A 16150-nucleotide genomic window follows, 5' to 3' on the forward strand; every position below is an offset into this window, starting at 1 on the left:
GGGCGCGGGAATCCCCCGCCGAACGGCGGGGGACACCGGGTCAGGAGTGCGTCAGGGCGTTCAGGCGTGAGATGGCGCGCAGATACTTCTTGCGGTAGCCGCCGGCGAGCATCTCGTCGCTGAAGACGGCGTCGAGCGCCTGCCCGGTCGCGCGCACCGGGATCTGCGCGTCGTACGCCCGATCGACGAAGGCCACCAGCCGCAGCGCGGCGGACTGATCCTCGAGGGTCGTCACGTCGCGCAGCCCGATCATTCCGACGCCGTCGATGAGGCGGAGATAGCGCGACGGGTGCACGGTCGCGAGGTGCGCCACGAGGTCGCCGAACGCGTCATCGGAGACGACGGCGTGCGCGGCGGCATCCGTGATCGCCGTGCGGTACCCGGCGTCGTCGAGAGTCACCGCGTGGCCGTCGAGCGCTCGCTGGCGGTAGTCGGTGCCGTCGATGCGGATCGTCTGGAAGCTCGACGCCATGGCGTGGATCTCGCGGAGGAAGTCCTGCGCCGCGAACCGTCCCTCGCCCAGGGCGTTCGGCGGGGTGTTGGAGGTCGCTGCGAGCTTCGTCCCGGTGGGAACCAGCTCGCCGAGCAGACGCGTCATCACCATCGTGTCGCCGGGGTCGTCGAGCTCGAACTCGTCGATGCACAGCAGATCGGCGCCGCGGAAAAGCTCGACCGTCTTCTGGTAGCCGAGCGCGCCGACGAGCGCGGTGTACTCGATGAACGAGCCGAAGTACTTCCGGCGGGCGGGCATGGCGTGGTAGATCGACGCGAGCAGGTGCGTCTTTCCGACGCCGAACCCGCCGTCCAGGTACACGCCGGGTTTCATCTCCGGCGTCTTCTTCGCGCGCCGGAACAGGCCCCCGCGCTCGGCCGGCGCTCCCCCGCGACTGAAGGCGATCAGCAGATCCTTCGCCTCCTGCTGCGACGGGTAGTGGGGGTCGGCGCGATAGGTGTCGAAGGTGGCGTCGTCGAACTGCGGGGGCGGAACGAGCGCGGCCACCATCTCCGTGCCGGAGACCTCGGGTCGACGTTCACTGAGGTGCACGACCCCCGCGACGGCGCCGGTCATGACGCCGCCTCCGCCGGAACGAGTTCATGACTGCGCAGCCACTGCGTGATCGCGTCGGTCCAGCGCCGCTGGTCGTAGTTCCACAGCTTCGTGTGGCGCGCGGTCGTGAACACCTGCAGCTCCACGAGATCGGGGCGTGCGGCGGCGAGCCGGTGCGACGCGCTCGAGGGGACGAAGCCGTCGTCATCGCTGTGGAGGATGAGGACGGGATGCCGCAGCTCCCCCGCCCGGGCGACGACGTCGAGCCGGTCGAAGGGGATGGGGCCGTCCGAACCCGTCGCGGCGCTGGCCCAGTCGGTCCGCAGCGCGCCGATCGCGAGGTCGGTGACCGGCGCCGGCAGCCGGAGCGCCTTGCCCTGGTACGCCAGCACGATGCGCCAGTCGATCACCGGCGAGTCGAGGATGACTCCGGCGATGAGCTCACGATGCGCTGAGCCGAGGGCGACCTGGAGGGCGATCGCTCCGCCCATCGACCACCCCATGAGCAGGATGCGGCGGGCACCGTGACGGCGCGCCCAGCCGATGGCGGCGTCGACGTCACGCCATTCCGTCGCGCCGAGCGCGTAGGTTCCGGCGCGGGTGCGCGGCGCCTCGCCGTCGTTGCGGTACGACACCACGAGCGAGGCGATGCCGAGCCCGTGGACGACGGGGACGGCGCGCAGGCACTCCGCCCGGGTCGTGCCGCGACCGTGGATCTGGATGACCCAGGTCTCGGCGGCGGCGTCGTCGGACGAATCCGGGGCGGGGAAGAGCCACGCGGGGCACGTGCCGAGCGCCGCATGGACGTGCTCGACGGTGAACGGCAGGTGCAGCTCTTCGGGACGCTCGTAGTACCACCCGCTGAACGCCGCCTCCGAGGAGAACGTCGAGGCGCCGGTGACCTGTGTGAGCAGCTTGCGCTTGACGGTGTGGGCGTCGCTGGAGAGCACGGTGCCGACCTTGAGGTAGTCGGTGCTGCCGTGTGTGAACAAGCCGTAGCGGCCGGGCAGCTCGGTGTCGGGCGTGCGAGCGAGGGTGATCGTCTGCGCCGGGACGTCGATGTCGACGATGTGCGTGTCGGGGACGCGCGCGGCCGGGGTGACGAAGCGTCGCGCCATCCGGAGAGCGACGACGCCGAGCAGCGAGAGCGTCGTGAGGAGGGCGGTCAGCAGCGCCACCGCGAAGGATCGCAGGGTCGCCGGGGCGCCGAATCGTGAGCCGTCGACGGCGGCGCGCCTGGATGCCTTCATCGTGTGGTCATTCTAGTCTGTGACGGTGGATGAACCTCGTCCCCCTGCCGGGGCCTCGGCCTTCGCCTCCGTCGCCGAGTCGCTGCGCGCCCTGACGTTCCGGTCGGACTTCACCGTGCGGGAGATCGCCGCGCCGGGAAGCCTCGCGCCCGACGCCATCGCCCTCGCCGGAGACGTCCGTCCCGATGCCGACGGCATCGACTCCGACTACGGCACGGGCCGGTTCATCCTCCTGCACGACCCCGAAGAGCCGACCGCCTGGGACGGCGCCTGGCGCGTGGTGTGCTTCGCACAGGCGCCGCTGGAACCGGAGATCGGAGTCGACCCGCTGCTCGCCGACGTCGCCTGGTCGTGGCTGATCGACGCGCTGCACACGCGCGGCGCGACCTTCCACGCGGCATCCGGCACCGCCACCAAGACACTGTCGAAGGGGTTCGGCACCCTCGCCGACGAAGGCGACGGCGCACAGATCGAGCTGCGCGCCTCCTGGTCGCCCGGCGGCGATCTCACCGCGCACGTGGCCGCGTGGGCCGAACTCGTCTGCATGCTCGCCGGTCTGCCCCCGGGATCCGAGGACATCGCCGTGTTCGGAGCGCATCGCGCCGCCGGCGGGCGGGGACCATCCGCGCGCGGGGGGTCGCGTGGCTGAGTACGACGTCGTGGCGGATGCCGCGGGCCTCGCCGCGGCCGCCGCCGCCCTCTCCGACGGCACCGGCTCGGTCGCTGTCGACGTTGAGCGCGCCTCCGGGTTCCGCTATTCGCAGCGCGCCTACCTGATCCAGGTGTTCCGCCGCGACGCCGGCGTGTGTCTGTTCGACCCGCCGGCGATCGGCGACATGTCGGCGCTGCAGGGCGCCATCGGCGACCTCGAGTGGATCCTGCATGCGGCCAGTCAAGACCTGCCGTCGCTGCGGGAGGCGGGCCTCGAGCCGCCCTCGGTGTTCGACACCGAGCTGGCGGCGCGGCTGCTCGGGCACGAGCGGGTGGGGCTCGGGGCCGTCGTGGAGGACACCCTCGGCATCACGCTGGCCAAGGCGCACTCCGCGGCCGACTGGTCGACGCGGCCGCTGCCCCAGCCGTGGCTCGAGTACGCCGCGCTCGACGTGCTGCACCTGGTGGACGTCTACGACGTGCTGGTCGCCGAGCTCGCCGAGCAGGGCAAGACCGAGATCGCCGCGCAGGAGTTCGAGGCCGTCCGCACCAAGCCGGAGCGTCCGGCGCGCGAGGAGCCGTGGCGGCGTCTCAGCGGACTGCACACGGTGCGCGGACGCCGTTCCCTCGCGGTGGCGCGCGCGCTGTGGCTCGCCCGCGAGGAGTACGCCAAGGAGCAGGACACCTCGCCGGGCCGGCTCGTCCCCGACCGATCGCTCATCGCCGCCGTCCTCGCCGATCCCGCCAGCAAGCAGGAACTCGCGCGCGTCAAGGACTTCACCGGCCGCGCCAGTCGCGCCCAGCTCGATCGGTGGTGGGCGGCGATCGAGGCCGGCCGCGCCGATCCCGCGCTGCCGGCGGAGCGCGCGACGGGCGACGGGATGCCGCCGCCCCGCGCATGGGCGGACCGCAATCCCGCCGCCGACGCGCGGCTGAAGGCGGCGCGCCCGCTCGTCGAGCAGCTGGCCGCCGACCTCCGGATGCCGACGGAGAACCTCCTGACGCCCGACACGCTGCGGCGCGTCGCCTGGGCTCCCCCCGCCGAGGTGGACGCGGCATCCGTCGGCGAGGTGCTCGCCGCCCACGGCGCGCGGCCGTGGCAGATCGCCCTGACGGCCCCGGTCATCGCGCACGCGTTTGTCGATTCTCTGCACGCGCCCGACGACTCCCCTGGCGGCAAGTCGTAGAATCGGTCCAAGCGATTACGCGAGACTGAGTGTCACCATAGGCTGGACTCAATCTCATAACTTGGAGGCAGTGTGGCCGAGCTCACGGACGTCTACTTCGTCGATGGCATGCGCACCCCGTTCGGGCGTGCCGGCGAAAAGGGCATGTACTGGAACACCCGCGCCGATGACCTCGCCGTGAAGGCGACCATCGGTCTCATGGAGCGCAACGCCGCCGTCCCGGCGGACCGCGTGGACGACGTTGCCATCGCCGCGACGAGCCAGACCGGTGAGCAGGGCCTCACCCTCGGCCGCTCGGTGGCGATCCTCGCCGGCCTCCCGCAGACGGTCCCCGGCTTCGCCATCGACCGCATGTGCGCCGGCGCGATGACGAGTGTCGCCATGATGGGCGCCTCCATCGGCTCCGGCATGTACGACATCGCCCTCGCCGGCGGCGTCGAGCACATGGGCCACTACCCCATCGGCGGCAACGCCGACCCCAACCCGCGCTTCGTCGCGGAGAAGATGGTCGACCCGGGTGCGCTCAACATGGGTGTCACGGCGGAGCGCATCTTCGACCGATTCCCGCACCTGACGAAGGAGCGCAGCGACCGCTTCGGGATGCTGAGCCAGCACAAGGCGCAGGCCGCCTACGAGGCCGGCAGGTTCCAGCCCGACCTCGTGCCCGTCGCGATCAAGGATGCCGAGGGATCCTGGGGCCTCGCCACCGAGGACGAGGGCCGCCGCCCGCAGACCACGATGGAAGACCTCGCGAACCTCAAGACCCCGTTCCGCCCGCATGGGCGGGTCACGGCCGGCACCTCCTCGCCGCTCACCGACGGGGCGACCATGTCGATCCTCGCCGGTGGCAGCGCCGTCAAGGAGCTGGGCCTTCGGCCCAAGATGCGCATGGTCTCGTTCGCGTTCGCCGGCGTACAGCCGGAGATCATGGGCATCGGCCCCATCCCCTCGACCGAGAAGGCCCTCCGCAAGGCGGGCCTCACGATCGACGACATCGGCCTGTTCGAACTCAACGAGGCCTTCGCGGTCCAGGTGCTGTCGCTGCTCGATCACTTCGGCATCGCCGACGACGACCCCCGCGTCAACCAGTGGGGAGGCGCGATCGCGCTCGGGCACCCCCTCGCGGCATCCGGCGTCCGCCTCATGATCCAGCTCGCGGCACAGTTCGCCGAGCGCCCCGACGTCCGCTACGGCCTCACCGCGATGTGCGTGGGCCTCGGGCAGGGTGGCTCGGTCATCTGGGAGAACCCGCACTTCGACGGCAAGAAGGGCAAGCGCTGAACGCCATGACCAACTACGACGAGATCGACTTCTCCCCCATCCAGGCCCTCACCGAGGGTGAGGTCATCACCCATTCGCGCGTCCGCGACATCACCCTCCCCTCCGGCAAGGTGCTGGCGCTCATCACGCTCGACAACGGTCGTGACCACACCCGCCCGAACACGCTCGGCCCCGCCACGATGACGGCCCTCGGCGAGACGCTCGACGCGCTCACGGCGCGCGCCGCGGCCGGCGAGATCCAGGCGGTCGGCATCACCGGCAAGCAGTACATCCTGGCTGCCGGCGCGGACCTCTCCGACATCACCAAGGTCGGCTCGAAGGCCAACGCCAAGCTCGTCGCGCAGCTCGGCCACAGGGTGTTCGGCAAGCTGTCGACGCTCGGTGTGCCGAGTTTCACGTTCGTCAACGGCCTCGCGCTCGGCGGCGGCCTCGAGATCGCGCTGAACTCGCACTACCGCACGGTGGATGCCTCGGCCGCGGCCATCGCGCTGCCCGAGGTCTTCCTCGGGATCATCCCGGGCTGGGGCGGCGCGTACCTGCTGCCGAACCTCATCGGCATCGAGAACGCGCTCGAGGTCGTCATCTCGAACCCGCTCAAGCAGAACCGGATGCTGAAGCCCCAGCAGGCGTACGACCTCGGGATCTTCGACGCGATCTTCCCGGCGGCGACGTTCCTGGAGAGCTCGCTGCGGTGGGCCGACGGCGTGCTGTCGGGCTCCACGAAGGTGGAGCGCAAGAACCAGCCCGGCAAGATCGAGCGCACCGTCAAATGGCCGGTCGCGATCAAGATGGCGCGCGGCATGCTGGAGTCGAAGATCGGCACCGTTCCCCGCTCCCCGTACGTCGCGCTCGACCTGCTCGACAAGGCGCGCAGCGGAACGAAGGAAGAGGGCTTCGCCCGCGAGGACGAGGCCCTGGCCGATCTCGTGACGGGTGACCAGTTCGCGGCATCCATGTACGCCTTCGACCTCGTGCAGAAGCGCGCGAAGCGCCCCGTCGGCGCCCCCGACAAGGCCCTCGCGAAGAAGGTCACGAAGGTCGGGATCATCGGCGCGGGCCTCATGGCCAGCCAGTTCGCGCTGCTGTTCGTCCGCAAGCTCCGGGTGCCGGTGCTCATCACCGACCTCGACCAGGCGCGCGTCGACAAGGGCGTCGCCTACATCCACGACGAGATCGGGAAGCTCGAGGCGAAGGGCCGCCTCGACGCCGACACCGCGAACCAGCTGCGCGCGCTCGTCACCGGCACGACCGACAAGAGCCTGTACGCGGACTGCGACTTCGTCATCGAGGCCGTCTTCGAAGAGGTCGGGGTCAAGCAGGCCGTGTTCGGCGAGATCGAGCAGATCGTCGCCGAGGACGCGATCCTCGCGACCAACACGTCATCGCTGTCGGTCGCCGAGATCGGATCGAAGCTCGCACACCCCGAGCGCCTCGTCGGCTTCCACTTCTTCAACCCGGTCGCGGTCATGCCGTTGATCGAGATCGTGAAGACGGATGCGACGACGGATGCCGCGCTGTCGACCGCCTTCGTCGTCGCGCGAGGCCTGGGCAAGAACGCCGTGCTCACCGCCGACGCGCCCGGGTTCGTCGTGAACCGTCTGCTCGCCAAGGTCATGGGCGAGGCCGCCCGCGCCGTCTACGAGGGGACGCCGGTCGCCGATGTCGAGAAGGCCTTCGCGCCGCTCGGACTGCCGATGGGGCCGTTCCAGCTGATCGACCTCGTCGGGTGGAAGGTCGCGGCGCACGTGCAGGACACCATGGTGCACGCCTTCCCCGACCGGTTCTACGCGAATGAGAACTTCCACGCGCTCGCGGAGCTGCCGGAGGTCGTCGAGAAGGACAAGGGCGGGCGCGTCACCGGCTTCACGAAGGACGCCCAGAAGGCGCTCAAGGGTCACGTGGGCTCCGCCCCGGCATCCGCCGACACGATCCTGCGCCGCGTGCAGGACGGACTCGCGCAGGAGATCAAGCTCATGCTCGACGAGGGCGTCGTGCCCGAGGTCGAGGACATCGACCTGTGTCTCATCCTCGGCGCGGGCTGGCCGTTCATCGACGGCGGCGCCTCGCCCTACCTCGACCGCGAGGGCGCGTCCGAGCGTGTGTTCGGCGACACGTTCCACCACCCGCCGATCCGCGGCATCGGCGGCTGACGCCTCGCGCCCAACAGTGCGCGACGGTTGGGTGAACAGTTGATCGCGCCGTGTGGATCTGCACCGAAGGGTGCAGATCCACACGGCATTCTGGGCATGTGATCGAGACCATCACGTCCCTGTTCGGCACGAGCAGCATGAACGCGCTCATCAAGACCGGCGGTGCCGTCCTCACCGTGCTGCTCGTGGTGCCGGCGCTGTTCAAGCTGCTGATCGTGACGATCGACGAGGGTGAGGCCGCGATCCGCACGCGCAACGGTCGTCCGATCGTGCGGCGCCGGGCTCGAGGCGGACACGAGGCCGGTGAGGTCGTCGTGCTCGGCCCCGGCACGCACGCCGTCTTCCCCGTCCTCGCCTGGTACCGCCGGGTCGACACCCGGGTGCGTTCGACAGATCTTCCGGCCCGCCAGCTGACCTCGAGCGGCGGGCGTCAGCATCTCGTGCACGCGTCGTTCGACTGGCGCCCCTATGTCACCGGCGGCGATCTGCGCGTGTTCGAGCTCGAGGTCGTGCACGTGACCGAGCGCACCGGCAACCTCGTCGGTGCGGCGCTGCGCGACCTCGTGCACAGTCATGAGGGCACGCGTCTCCCCGTCAACGTCGACCTGTCGGCCGCGGTCGTGGACGCGTGCGCCGAGCGGGTGCGCGAAGCGTGCGGCATCGAGCTGCTGTCGGTCGTGATCACCGGCGACGCCCTGACCGACGGATATCTCCTCGCGGACGCGATCACGCGTCAGGCATCCGACCGGGCGCCCGACGCGGTGCCTCACCTCTGGGCCAGCGCGGTCGCGGCACGGCACAGCGCGTAAGCGCGCCGATGGCGCGAGCGGCGCGGCGTCGGCTGCCGGATCAGGTCCGTGGCTGGGCGGCGCGCACGCGCAGGTCGCGGGCGAGCCCGTCGCGCTGCTCGATGACGAGTCGCCGCAGGGCCCCGGGCGCATCTGCATGCTCCGCGAGCCATGCGTCGACGAGATCGAGAGAGTCGGATGCCGGGAACAGCCCGATCACAAGGCGCCGCGCGATCTCGATGCTGCGCGAGGCCCAGGTCGGCGCGATGCGTGCGAAGTACTCGGCATCGAACTCCGCCAGGAACCGCCGCGCGTCGCCCGCGCGCGCACCGGCGATCGTCGCGCTCAGACGCTCGTTGGTCAGGCTCTCATCGTCCCAGGCGGCGTGCCAGGCGGCGGCGCGCACGGCGGAATCGGGGCGCGCCGCGAGCACGGTCAGGTGCGCGGTCCGACCCTGCGATGACGGATCGGCATCGCGCTCGGCATCCGCCTCCGCGGCGGTGAGACGGCCGGTCGCGGACAGCGCGGTCAGCCACATCCACCGCAGCTCGTGATCCAGCCGCAGCCCGTCCGGACCGGCGGCATCCCCGGCCAGGATCGCGCGGAGCTCGTCGGCGCGCCCCGCGGCGCGGGAGGCCGCAGCAGCCACTGCGCGCGCCCACGCGAGCTGCGCATCCGACTCGGCATCCGCCGTCCACAGGGCCTGCCAGCAGGCCTCGAGCCACCGGGCCGCGAGGTCCGACCGTGCCTCCGCGGCGGCGTAGTGGCCGATCGCGGCGTCCGCGTGGGCGAGCGCGTCGGCCAGCAGCGCCACATTCGGCTCCGCGGGCGCGTGCCTGCGCACGATCTCGAGGTAGCGGACCACCGGCAACTCGCCGTCACGCGTCGCGTCCCACAAGGCGGCCCAGACCACGGCGCGCGCCAGGGCATCGTCGATCGTGGCGAGACCTGCGGCCGCGGCATCCGTCGATGCGTCGTCCAGGCGGACCTTCGCGTACGTGCGGTCGTCGTCGTTCGGCACGACCAGCACGATGTCCTCGTCGGCGAGGGAGGCATCGAGCGTCGTCCGCTCGGCGGTCACGTCGAGCTCGATCCCCCGGCGGCGGACCAGCCGATCGCCGTCGCGCCCGTACAGGCCGACCGTCAGCCGGTGCGGGCGCGGGTCGGACTGCGCCAGCGCGAGCGTGCCGTCCGCGACGGGCTCGACGGCGAGCCGGGAGATCCCCGACGTCTGCAGCCAGGCGGCGCTCCAGGCCCGCAGATCGCGGTCCGAGGCGGATTCGAGGGCGGCGAGCAGGTCCGGCAGGGTCGTGTTGCCGTATGCGTGGTCGGCGAAGTAGCGGCGCGCACCGCGGAAGAAGGCCTCCTCGCCGACGAACGCGACGAGCTGCTTCAGCACGGAGGCGCCCTTCGCATACGTGATGCCGTCGAAGTTGAGCTTCGCGGCCTCGAGGTCGGGGATGTCGGCGACGATCGGGTGCGTCGTGGGGAGCTGGTCCTGCACGTACGCCCAGCCCTTGCGACGGCTCGCGAACGTCACCCAGGCGTCGGGGAAGCCGCCCGCGACGACCGCTGCGTGCGCCCCCATGAAGTCGGCGAACGACTCCTTGAGCCAGAGGTCGTCCCACCACCGCATCGTGGTGAGGTCGCCGAACCACATGTGCGCCATCTCGTGCAGGATCGTGTTCGCGCGGGCCTCGTGCTGCGCCGCGGTGGATGCCCCGCGGAACACGTAGCTCTCGGTGAAGGTCACGAGGCCCGGGTTCTCCATGGCCCCGAGGTTGTATTCGGGCACGAAGATCTGGTCGTACGTGCCCCAGGGATATTCGAGCCCGAACGCCTCGCCGAAGAACGCGAGTCCGCGGCGCGTGATGTCCAGGATCTCCTCGGCGTCGAGGTGGGATGCCAGTGACGCGCGGCACAGCACGCCCAGCGCGACGGCGCCGGATGGGCCTTCCCACACCCCCTCGACACGGTGGTACGTGCCCGCGGCGACGGCGGTGATGTAGCTGGAGAGCGGCAGGGTCTTGGCGAACCGCACCCGCACGCCGCCGGCGACGGCCTCGCGGTTGATCTCGGCGCCGTTCGAGAGGACCTGCCAGCCTGCCGGCGCCGCGACGGCGAAGCGCCAGCGGGCCTTCAGGTCGGGCTGCTCGAAACACGGGTAGACGCGGCGGCAGTCGGCCGGCTCGTACTGCGTGTACAGATAGACCTCGCCGTCGAGGGGGTCGACGAAGCGGTGCAACCCCTCACCGGACGTGCTGTACCGTCCGGTGCCGCGGATCTCGACGGTGTTGTGCGCGGCGAGGTCGTCGATGTGCACGCGCGCGCCGTCCCAGTCGACGGCGCGTTCCTCGCCGTTGACGATGACGGCGTCGACCGATGCGCCGATGAAATCGATCCACGTCGCATCGACGTCGGCCTCGAACGCGAGCGTCGTCGCCGTGCCGAACGTCGCGGCATCCGCGTCACGCGCACCGCGCAGATCGAGCTCGACATCGATGGTGTGAAGGCGGATGCCGGCGGCGCGCGCCGCCGTCTCGTCTCGGGTGAGGTTGGCGGAGGTCACCGCTCCATCGTGTCAGACCCGTGGCGGCGGCCTCAGCGCTCCTGGTGCTCGCTGTCCTGGGGTGAAACCGTCCAGATGGCGCCGGTGTCGGCGGAGGGACGCGCGACGGGAATGCGCGTGCCGAGCACCTGCGCCACGACGTCCTGGGCGATCTTGGCGGCCGAAAGGCCGGCATCCTCGAGGATCTGCTCGCGCGTCGCGTGGTCGATGAACTCGTCCGGCAGGCCCAGCTCGTCCACCGCGGTGTCGACGCCGGCCTCGCGCAGCACCTGCCGCACCCGCGTGCCGACGCCGCCGACGCGGATGCCGTCCTCGATCGTGATGACGAGACGGTGGGATGCCGCCAGCTTCACGATCGACGGCTGCACCGGCACGACCCAGCGCGGGTCGACGACCGTCGCGCCGATGCCCTGCGCGCGCAGGCGCTCCGCCACGGCGACGGCGAGCTGCGTCATCGGGCCGATGCCGACCAACAGCACATCCTCGGCACCGTCGCGCCACAGCACGTCGGTGCCGTCGGCGAGCCGCTCGAGGGCGGGCTGGTCGGCGGCGACGGCGCCCTTCGGGAAGCGGATGACGGTCGGTGCGTCCTCGACGGCGATCGCCTCGTCGAACTCCTCCCGCAGGCGCGCCGCGTCGCGTGGCGCGGCGATGCGGATGCCGGGGACCAGCTGCAGCATCGCGAGGTCCCACACACCGTGGTGGCTGGGACCGTCGGGACCCGTCACGCCGGAGCGATCGAGGACGAACGTGACACCGGCCTTGTGCAGCGCGACGTCCATCATGACCTGGTCGAACGCGCGATTCATGAACGTCGCGTAGATCGCGACGACGGGGTGCAGCCCGCCGAAGGCGAGTCCGGCGGCGGATGCCACGGCGTGCTGCTCCGCGATGCCCACGTCGTACACGCGGTCGGGGTACCGCTGCGCGAACGGCTGCAGCCCGGTCGGCCGCAGCATCGCGGCCGTGATCGCGATGACGTCCGCACGCCGCTCCCCGGCGGCCACGAGCGCATCGGAGAAGACATCCGTCCACGCCTCGGCATCCGATGATCCGAGCGGCTCGCCCGTGGCGGGATCGATCTTGCCGACGGCGTGGAACTGGTCGGCCTCGTCGTTGCGGGCCGGCTCGTAGCCGCGCCCCTTCTCGGTGATCACGTGCACGATCGCCGGCGCGCCGTACTCCTTCGCGAGGCGCAGGGTCTCTTCGAGGGCCTCGAGGTCGTGCCCGTCGATCGGGCCGAGGTACTTGATGTCGAGGTTGGAATACAGGGCGGCGTTGTTGGTGAAGCGCGAGAGGAAGCCGTGCGTGCCGCCGCGGACGCCGCGGTAGACGGCGCGGCCGGCGGGACCGAGCTTGCGGAAGAAGGATGCCGATCCCTTGCGAAGGCTCTCGTACTGCTCGGTCGTGCGGACGCGGTTCAGGTACCGCGCCATGCCGCCGATGGTGGGCGCGTAGGAGCGGCCGTTGTCGTTGACGACGATGACGAGGTTGCGGTCGTTGTCGTCGGAGATGTTGTTGAGCGCCTCCCACGTCATGCCGCCGGTCAAGGCGCCGTCGCCGACGACCGCGATGACGTGGCGATCCTTGCGGCCGGTGCGGGTGAGCGCCCGCGAGATGCCGTCCGCCCAGCTCAGCGAACTCGACGCGTGGGAGGACTCGACGACATCGTGCTCGCTCTCGGAGCGCTGCGGGTAACCGGCGAGCCCGCCGCGCGAGCGCAGGGCGCCGAAGTCCTGCCGCCCCGTCAGCAGCTTGTGGACGTACGACTGATGCCCGGTGTCGAAGACGAAGGGGTCCTGCGGGGAGTCGAACACGCGGTGCAGGGCGATCGTCAGCTCCACGACGCCGAGGTTCGGGCCCAGGTGCCCGCCGGTGCGGGCGACGTTCTCGATGAGGAAGTCGCGGATCTCCTGTGCGAGTTGCTTCAGCTGCGGTACTGAGAGGTCATCGAGGTCGCGGGGACCGTGAATCGACTCGAGCAGGCTCATCCCCCGAGTCTACGTCGCAGCGGTCCCCTCGGTCGTAGCCGCAGGCGGGCCCGGCATCCGCCCCTCGCCCGCCTCCGCCCCGCTCATCCGTCGCGAATCGCGTCTATCGGGGCGGGATGACGCACTTTGCGCCGGACGAATCCCGACCGCCGTCGCCCACCGTTCCCCCGGCACGCGAAAGCCCCGGCATCCCCCTCCGAAGACGGGCGGATGCCGGGGCTTTCAGCCGCGGCGCGGCTCAGACGAGCGAGCGAAGCACGTACTGCAGGATGCCGCCGTTGCGGTAGTAGTCGGCCTCACCGGGCGTGTCGATGCGGACCTTCGCGTCGAAGACGACCGTCTCCTTGCCCTCGGGCGAGAACTCGCTCGGCGCGGCGGTGACCTTGACCGTCTTCGGCGTCGTGCCCTCGTTGAGCTGCTCCAGGCCCTCGATCGAGACGATCTCGGTGCCGTCGAGGCCCAGGCTCTTCCAGGACTGACCCTCGGGGAACTGCAGCGGGGCGACGCCCATGCCGATGAGGTTCGAGCGGTGGATGCGCTCGAAGCTCTCCGTGATGACGGCCTTCACGCCGAGGAGCGAGGTGCCCTTGGCCGCCCAGTCGCGCGACGAACCCGAGCCGTACTCCTTGCCACCGAAGACCACGAGCGGGGTGCCCTGCGCCTGGTAGTTCTGGCTCGCGTCGTAGATGAACGACTGCGGACCGCCCGGCTGCGTGAAGTCGCGGGTGTAGCCGCCCTCCACGATCTGGCCGTCGTTGACCGCCGCGACGAGCTCGTTCTTCAGGCGGATGTTCGCGAACGTGCCGCGGATCATGACCTCGTGATTGCCGCGCCGCGAACCGTAGGAGTTGAAGTCCTTCTGCGCGACGCCGTGCTCGGTGAGGTACTGCGCCGCGGGCGTGCCCGCCTTGATGTTGCCGGCCGGCGAGATGTGGTCGGTGGTGACCGAGTCGCCGAGCGTCGCCATGACGCGCGCGCCGTGGATGTCCGAGACCGGCGTCAGCTCCATCGACATGCCGTCGAAGTACGGGGGCTTGCGCACGTAGGTGGACTCGTCGTTCCACTCGAACACCGGGCCAGTCGGGGTGGGCAGGTTCTTCCAGCGCTCGTCGCCGTCGAAGACGGTGGCGTACTGCTTGATGAACTGCTCGCGGGAGATCGACGAGTCGATGACCTCCTGCACCTCTTCGGGCGAGGGCCAGATGTCCTTCAGGAACACATCGTTGCCCTCGGAGTCCTTGCCGAGGGGGTCCGTCTCGAAGTCGAAGTGCATCGACCCGGCGAGGGCGTACGCGACGACGAGCGGCGGCGAGGCGAGGTAGTTCATCTTCACGTCGGGGCTGATGCGGCCCTCGAAGTTGCGGTTACCCGAGAGCACCGCTGTGACGGCGAGGTCGTTCTCGTTGATCGCCGCGGAGACCTCCTCGATCAGCGGGCCGGAGTTGCCGATGCAGATCGTGCAGCCGTAGCCGACGGTGTAGAACCCGAGACCCTCGAGGTCCTTGTCGAGACCCGACTTCTCGTAGTAGTCGGTGACGACCTTCGAGCCCGGGCCGAGCGTGGTCTTGACCCACGGCTTCTGCTTCAGGCCCTTGTTGCGCGCCTTGCGGGCGAGAAGGCCCGCCGCGATCATGACGGACGGGTTGGACGTGTTCGTGCATGACGTGATGGCCGCCAGGGTCACCGCGCCGTGGTCGAGGATGTAGCTCTCGCCGTCAGGGGTGGTCACCGGAACCGGCTTGGAGGTGCCCTCCACGCCACTGGAGATGTGAACGGGGTGGGGGTCGTGTTCCTCGTCGCCGGGCGCTGCACCTGGGTCGGATGCCGGGAACGAGAGCATCAACTCGAGGTCGACGATGTCGTTCGAGACCGACGGCGTCGTGTAGTTCACGATGTCGCGCTCGAACTGCTCCTTCGCCTCGGAGAGCAGGATGCGGTCCTGCGGGCGCTTGGGACCGGCGATCGAGGGGACGACCGTCGACAGGTCGAGCTCCATGTACTCGCTGTAGACGGGCTCGTTGTCGGCGTCGTGCCAGAGCTTCTGCTCCTTGGCGTACGCCTCGACGAGGGCGACGGCCTGCTCGTCGCGGCCCGTAAGACGCAGGTAGTCCAGAGTCACGTCGTCGATGGGGAACATCGCGGCGGTCGAGCCGAACTCGGGGCTCATGTTGCCGATCGTGGCCCGGTTGGCGAGCGGAACCGAGGCGACACCCGCGCCGTAGAACTCGACGAACTTGCCGACGACGCCGTGCTTGCGGAGCATGTCGGTGATCGTGAGCACGACGTCGGTCGCCGTCACACCGGCGGGGATGTCGCCGGTGAGCTTGAAGCCGACGACACGCGGGATCAGCATCGACACGGGCTGGCCGAGCATCGCGGCCTCGGCCTCGATGCCGCCGACGCCCCAGCCGAGCACGCCGAGGCCGTTGACCATCGTGGTGTGCGAGTCGGTGCCGACGCACGTGTCGGGGTAGGCGCGCAGCACGCCGTCGCGGCCGGTCCGGTCGTAGATGACCTTCGCCAGGTGCTCGATGTTCACCTGGTGGACGATGCCGGTACCCGGAGGGACAACCTTGAAGTCGTCGAAGGCGGTCTGGCCCCAGCGCAGGAACTGGTAGCGCTCACCGTTGCGCTCGTACTCGATCTCGACGTTGCGCTCGAGGGCGTTCTCGGTGCCGAACAGGTCGGCGATGACGGAGTGGTCGATGACCATCTCGGCGGGCGAGAGCGGATTGATCTTGTTCGGGTCGCCGCCAAGCGCCGTGACGGCCTCGCGCATGGTGGCGAGGTCGACGATGCAGGGGACGCCGGTGAAGTCCTGCATCACGACGCGCGCGGGCGTGAACTGGATCTCGGTGTCGGGCTCCGCGTCGGCATCCCAGTTTCCGAGCGCCTCGATCTGCGCCTTCGTGACGTTCGCACCGTCCTCGGTGCGCAGCAGGTTCTCCAGCAGGACCTTCAAGCTGAACGGAAGGCGCTCGTACCCCGCGACGGTGTCGATGCGGTAGATCTCGTAGTCGGTTCCGCCGACTGTCAGGGTGCTCTTGGCTCCGAAGCTGTCAACAGTGGACACGTCTCTACTCCTTCGTTGGGGGCCGCGGGCGCTGGGGTCGGCGGTGCGCGCACGCGCTGCATCGGCAGCGGCCCGTGCTTCCATCTTCCTCGGCGGTCTCGCCTGCGGCTAGTGAGGTCTGCCTAACCCGACAGATCGGTTCCGGCGCGGAAATTTATCTTG

General features: G+C 70.2%; 10 protein-coding genes. 5 read left to right on the forward strand and 5 right to left on the reverse strand.

The window, feature by feature from the left end; all coding sequences use genetic code 11:
• Window positions 1–40: 40 nt before the first annotated feature.
• A complete protein-coding gene (zapE, locus tag ACPYN4_RS04235) occupies window positions 41–1069 on the reverse strand; it encodes a cell division protein ZapE (RefSeq protein WP_424445673.1) in 1029 nt (342 codons plus the stop codon).
• Window positions 1066–2298, reverse strand: coding sequence for an alpha/beta hydrolase family protein (locus ACPYN4_RS04240; protein ID WP_424445674.1), 1233 nt, complete (start codon window positions 2296–2298; stop codon window positions 1066–1068). The genes zapE and ACPYN4_RS04240 overlap by 4 nt, the downstream gene beginning before the upstream one ends.
• 25 nt (window positions 2299–2323) lie before the next feature.
• Here ACPYN4_RS04240 and ACPYN4_RS04245 point away from each other — a divergent pair, with 25 nt between their 5' ends.
• From ACPYN4_RS04245 to ACPYN4_RS04265, 5 genes are all read left to right on the forward strand, one after another.
• A complete protein-coding gene (locus ACPYN4_RS04245; RefSeq protein ID WP_424445675.1) occupies window positions 2324–2947 on the forward strand; it encodes a DUF3000 domain-containing protein in 624 nt (207 codons plus the stop codon).
• Window positions 2940–4136, forward strand: a complete 1197-nt coding sequence (locus ACPYN4_RS04250) for an HRDC domain-containing protein (RefSeq protein WP_424445676.1) — start codon at window positions 2940–2942, stop codon at window positions 4134–4136. The genes ACPYN4_RS04245 and ACPYN4_RS04250 overlap by 8 nt, the downstream gene beginning before the upstream one ends.
• 72 nt (window positions 4137–4208) lie before the next feature.
• Complete coding sequence (locus ACPYN4_RS04255; RefSeq protein WP_239280157.1) at window positions 4209–5417, forward strand: thiolase family protein; 1209 nt, start codon at window positions 4209–4211, stop codon at window positions 5415–5417.
• A 5-nt stretch (window positions 5418–5422) separates the two neighbouring features.
• A complete protein-coding gene (locus ACPYN4_RS04260) occupies window positions 5423–7567 on the forward strand; it encodes a 3-hydroxyacyl-CoA dehydrogenase NAD-binding domain-containing protein (protein ID WP_424445677.1) in 2145 nt (714 codons plus the stop codon).
• 98 nt (window positions 7568–7665) lie between these two features.
• Window positions 7666–8376, forward strand: coding sequence for an SPFH domain-containing protein (locus ACPYN4_RS04265; protein ID WP_424445678.1), 711 nt, complete (start codon window positions 7666–7668; stop codon window positions 8374–8376).
• 40 nt (window positions 8377–8416) lie between these two features.
• Here ACPYN4_RS04265 and pepN read toward each other — a convergent pair whose 3' ends face one another.
• The 3 genes from pepN to ACPYN4_RS04280 form a co-directional block, all read right to left on the reverse strand.
• On the reverse strand, window positions 8417–10924 hold the full coding sequence (pepN, locus tag ACPYN4_RS04270) for an aminopeptidase N (protein WP_424445679.1): 2508 nt from the start codon (window positions 10922–10924) through the stop codon (window positions 8417–8419).
• Between the two features lie 32 nt (window positions 10925–10956).
• Window positions 10957–12915, reverse strand: coding sequence for a 1-deoxy-D-xylulose-5-phosphate synthase (dxs, locus tag ACPYN4_RS04275; RefSeq protein WP_424445680.1), 1959 nt, complete (start codon window positions 12913–12915; stop codon window positions 10957–10959).
• A gap of 238 nt (window positions 12916–13153) precedes the next feature.
• Window positions 13154–15988 (reverse strand): aconitate hydratase, encoded by a 2835-nt coding sequence (locus tag ACPYN4_RS04280; RefSeq protein ID WP_424445681.1) that lies wholly within the window; start codon window positions 15986–15988, stop codon window positions 13154–13156.
• Window positions 15989–16150 lie beyond the last annotated feature (162 nt).

The sequence above is a fragment of the Microbacterium sp. CH-015 genome (assembly GCF_049707015.1).
In the GTDB taxonomy this organism is placed as follows: Bacteria; Actinomycetota; Actinomycetes; order Actinomycetales; family Microbacteriaceae; genus Microbacterium; species Microbacterium aurum.

Excerpts from the sequence above, each read along its gene's own strand:
- ACPYN4_RS04260 (WP_424445677.1), top strand. The coding sequence starts at position 5,423 with ATGACCAACTACGACGAGATCGACTTCTCCCCCATCCAGGCCCTCACC.
- ACPYN4_RS04240 (WP_424445674.1), bottom strand. The coding sequence starts at position 2,298 with ATGAAGGCATCCAGGCGCGCCGCCGTCGACGGCTCACGATTCGGCGCC.
- zapE (WP_424445673.1), bottom strand. The coding sequence starts at position 1,069 with ATGACCGGCGCCGTCGCGGGGGTCGTGCACCTCAGTGAACGTCGACCC.
- dxs (WP_424445680.1), bottom strand. The coding sequence starts at position 12,915 with ATGAGCCTGCTCGAGTCGATTCACGGTCCCCGCGACCTCGATGACCTC.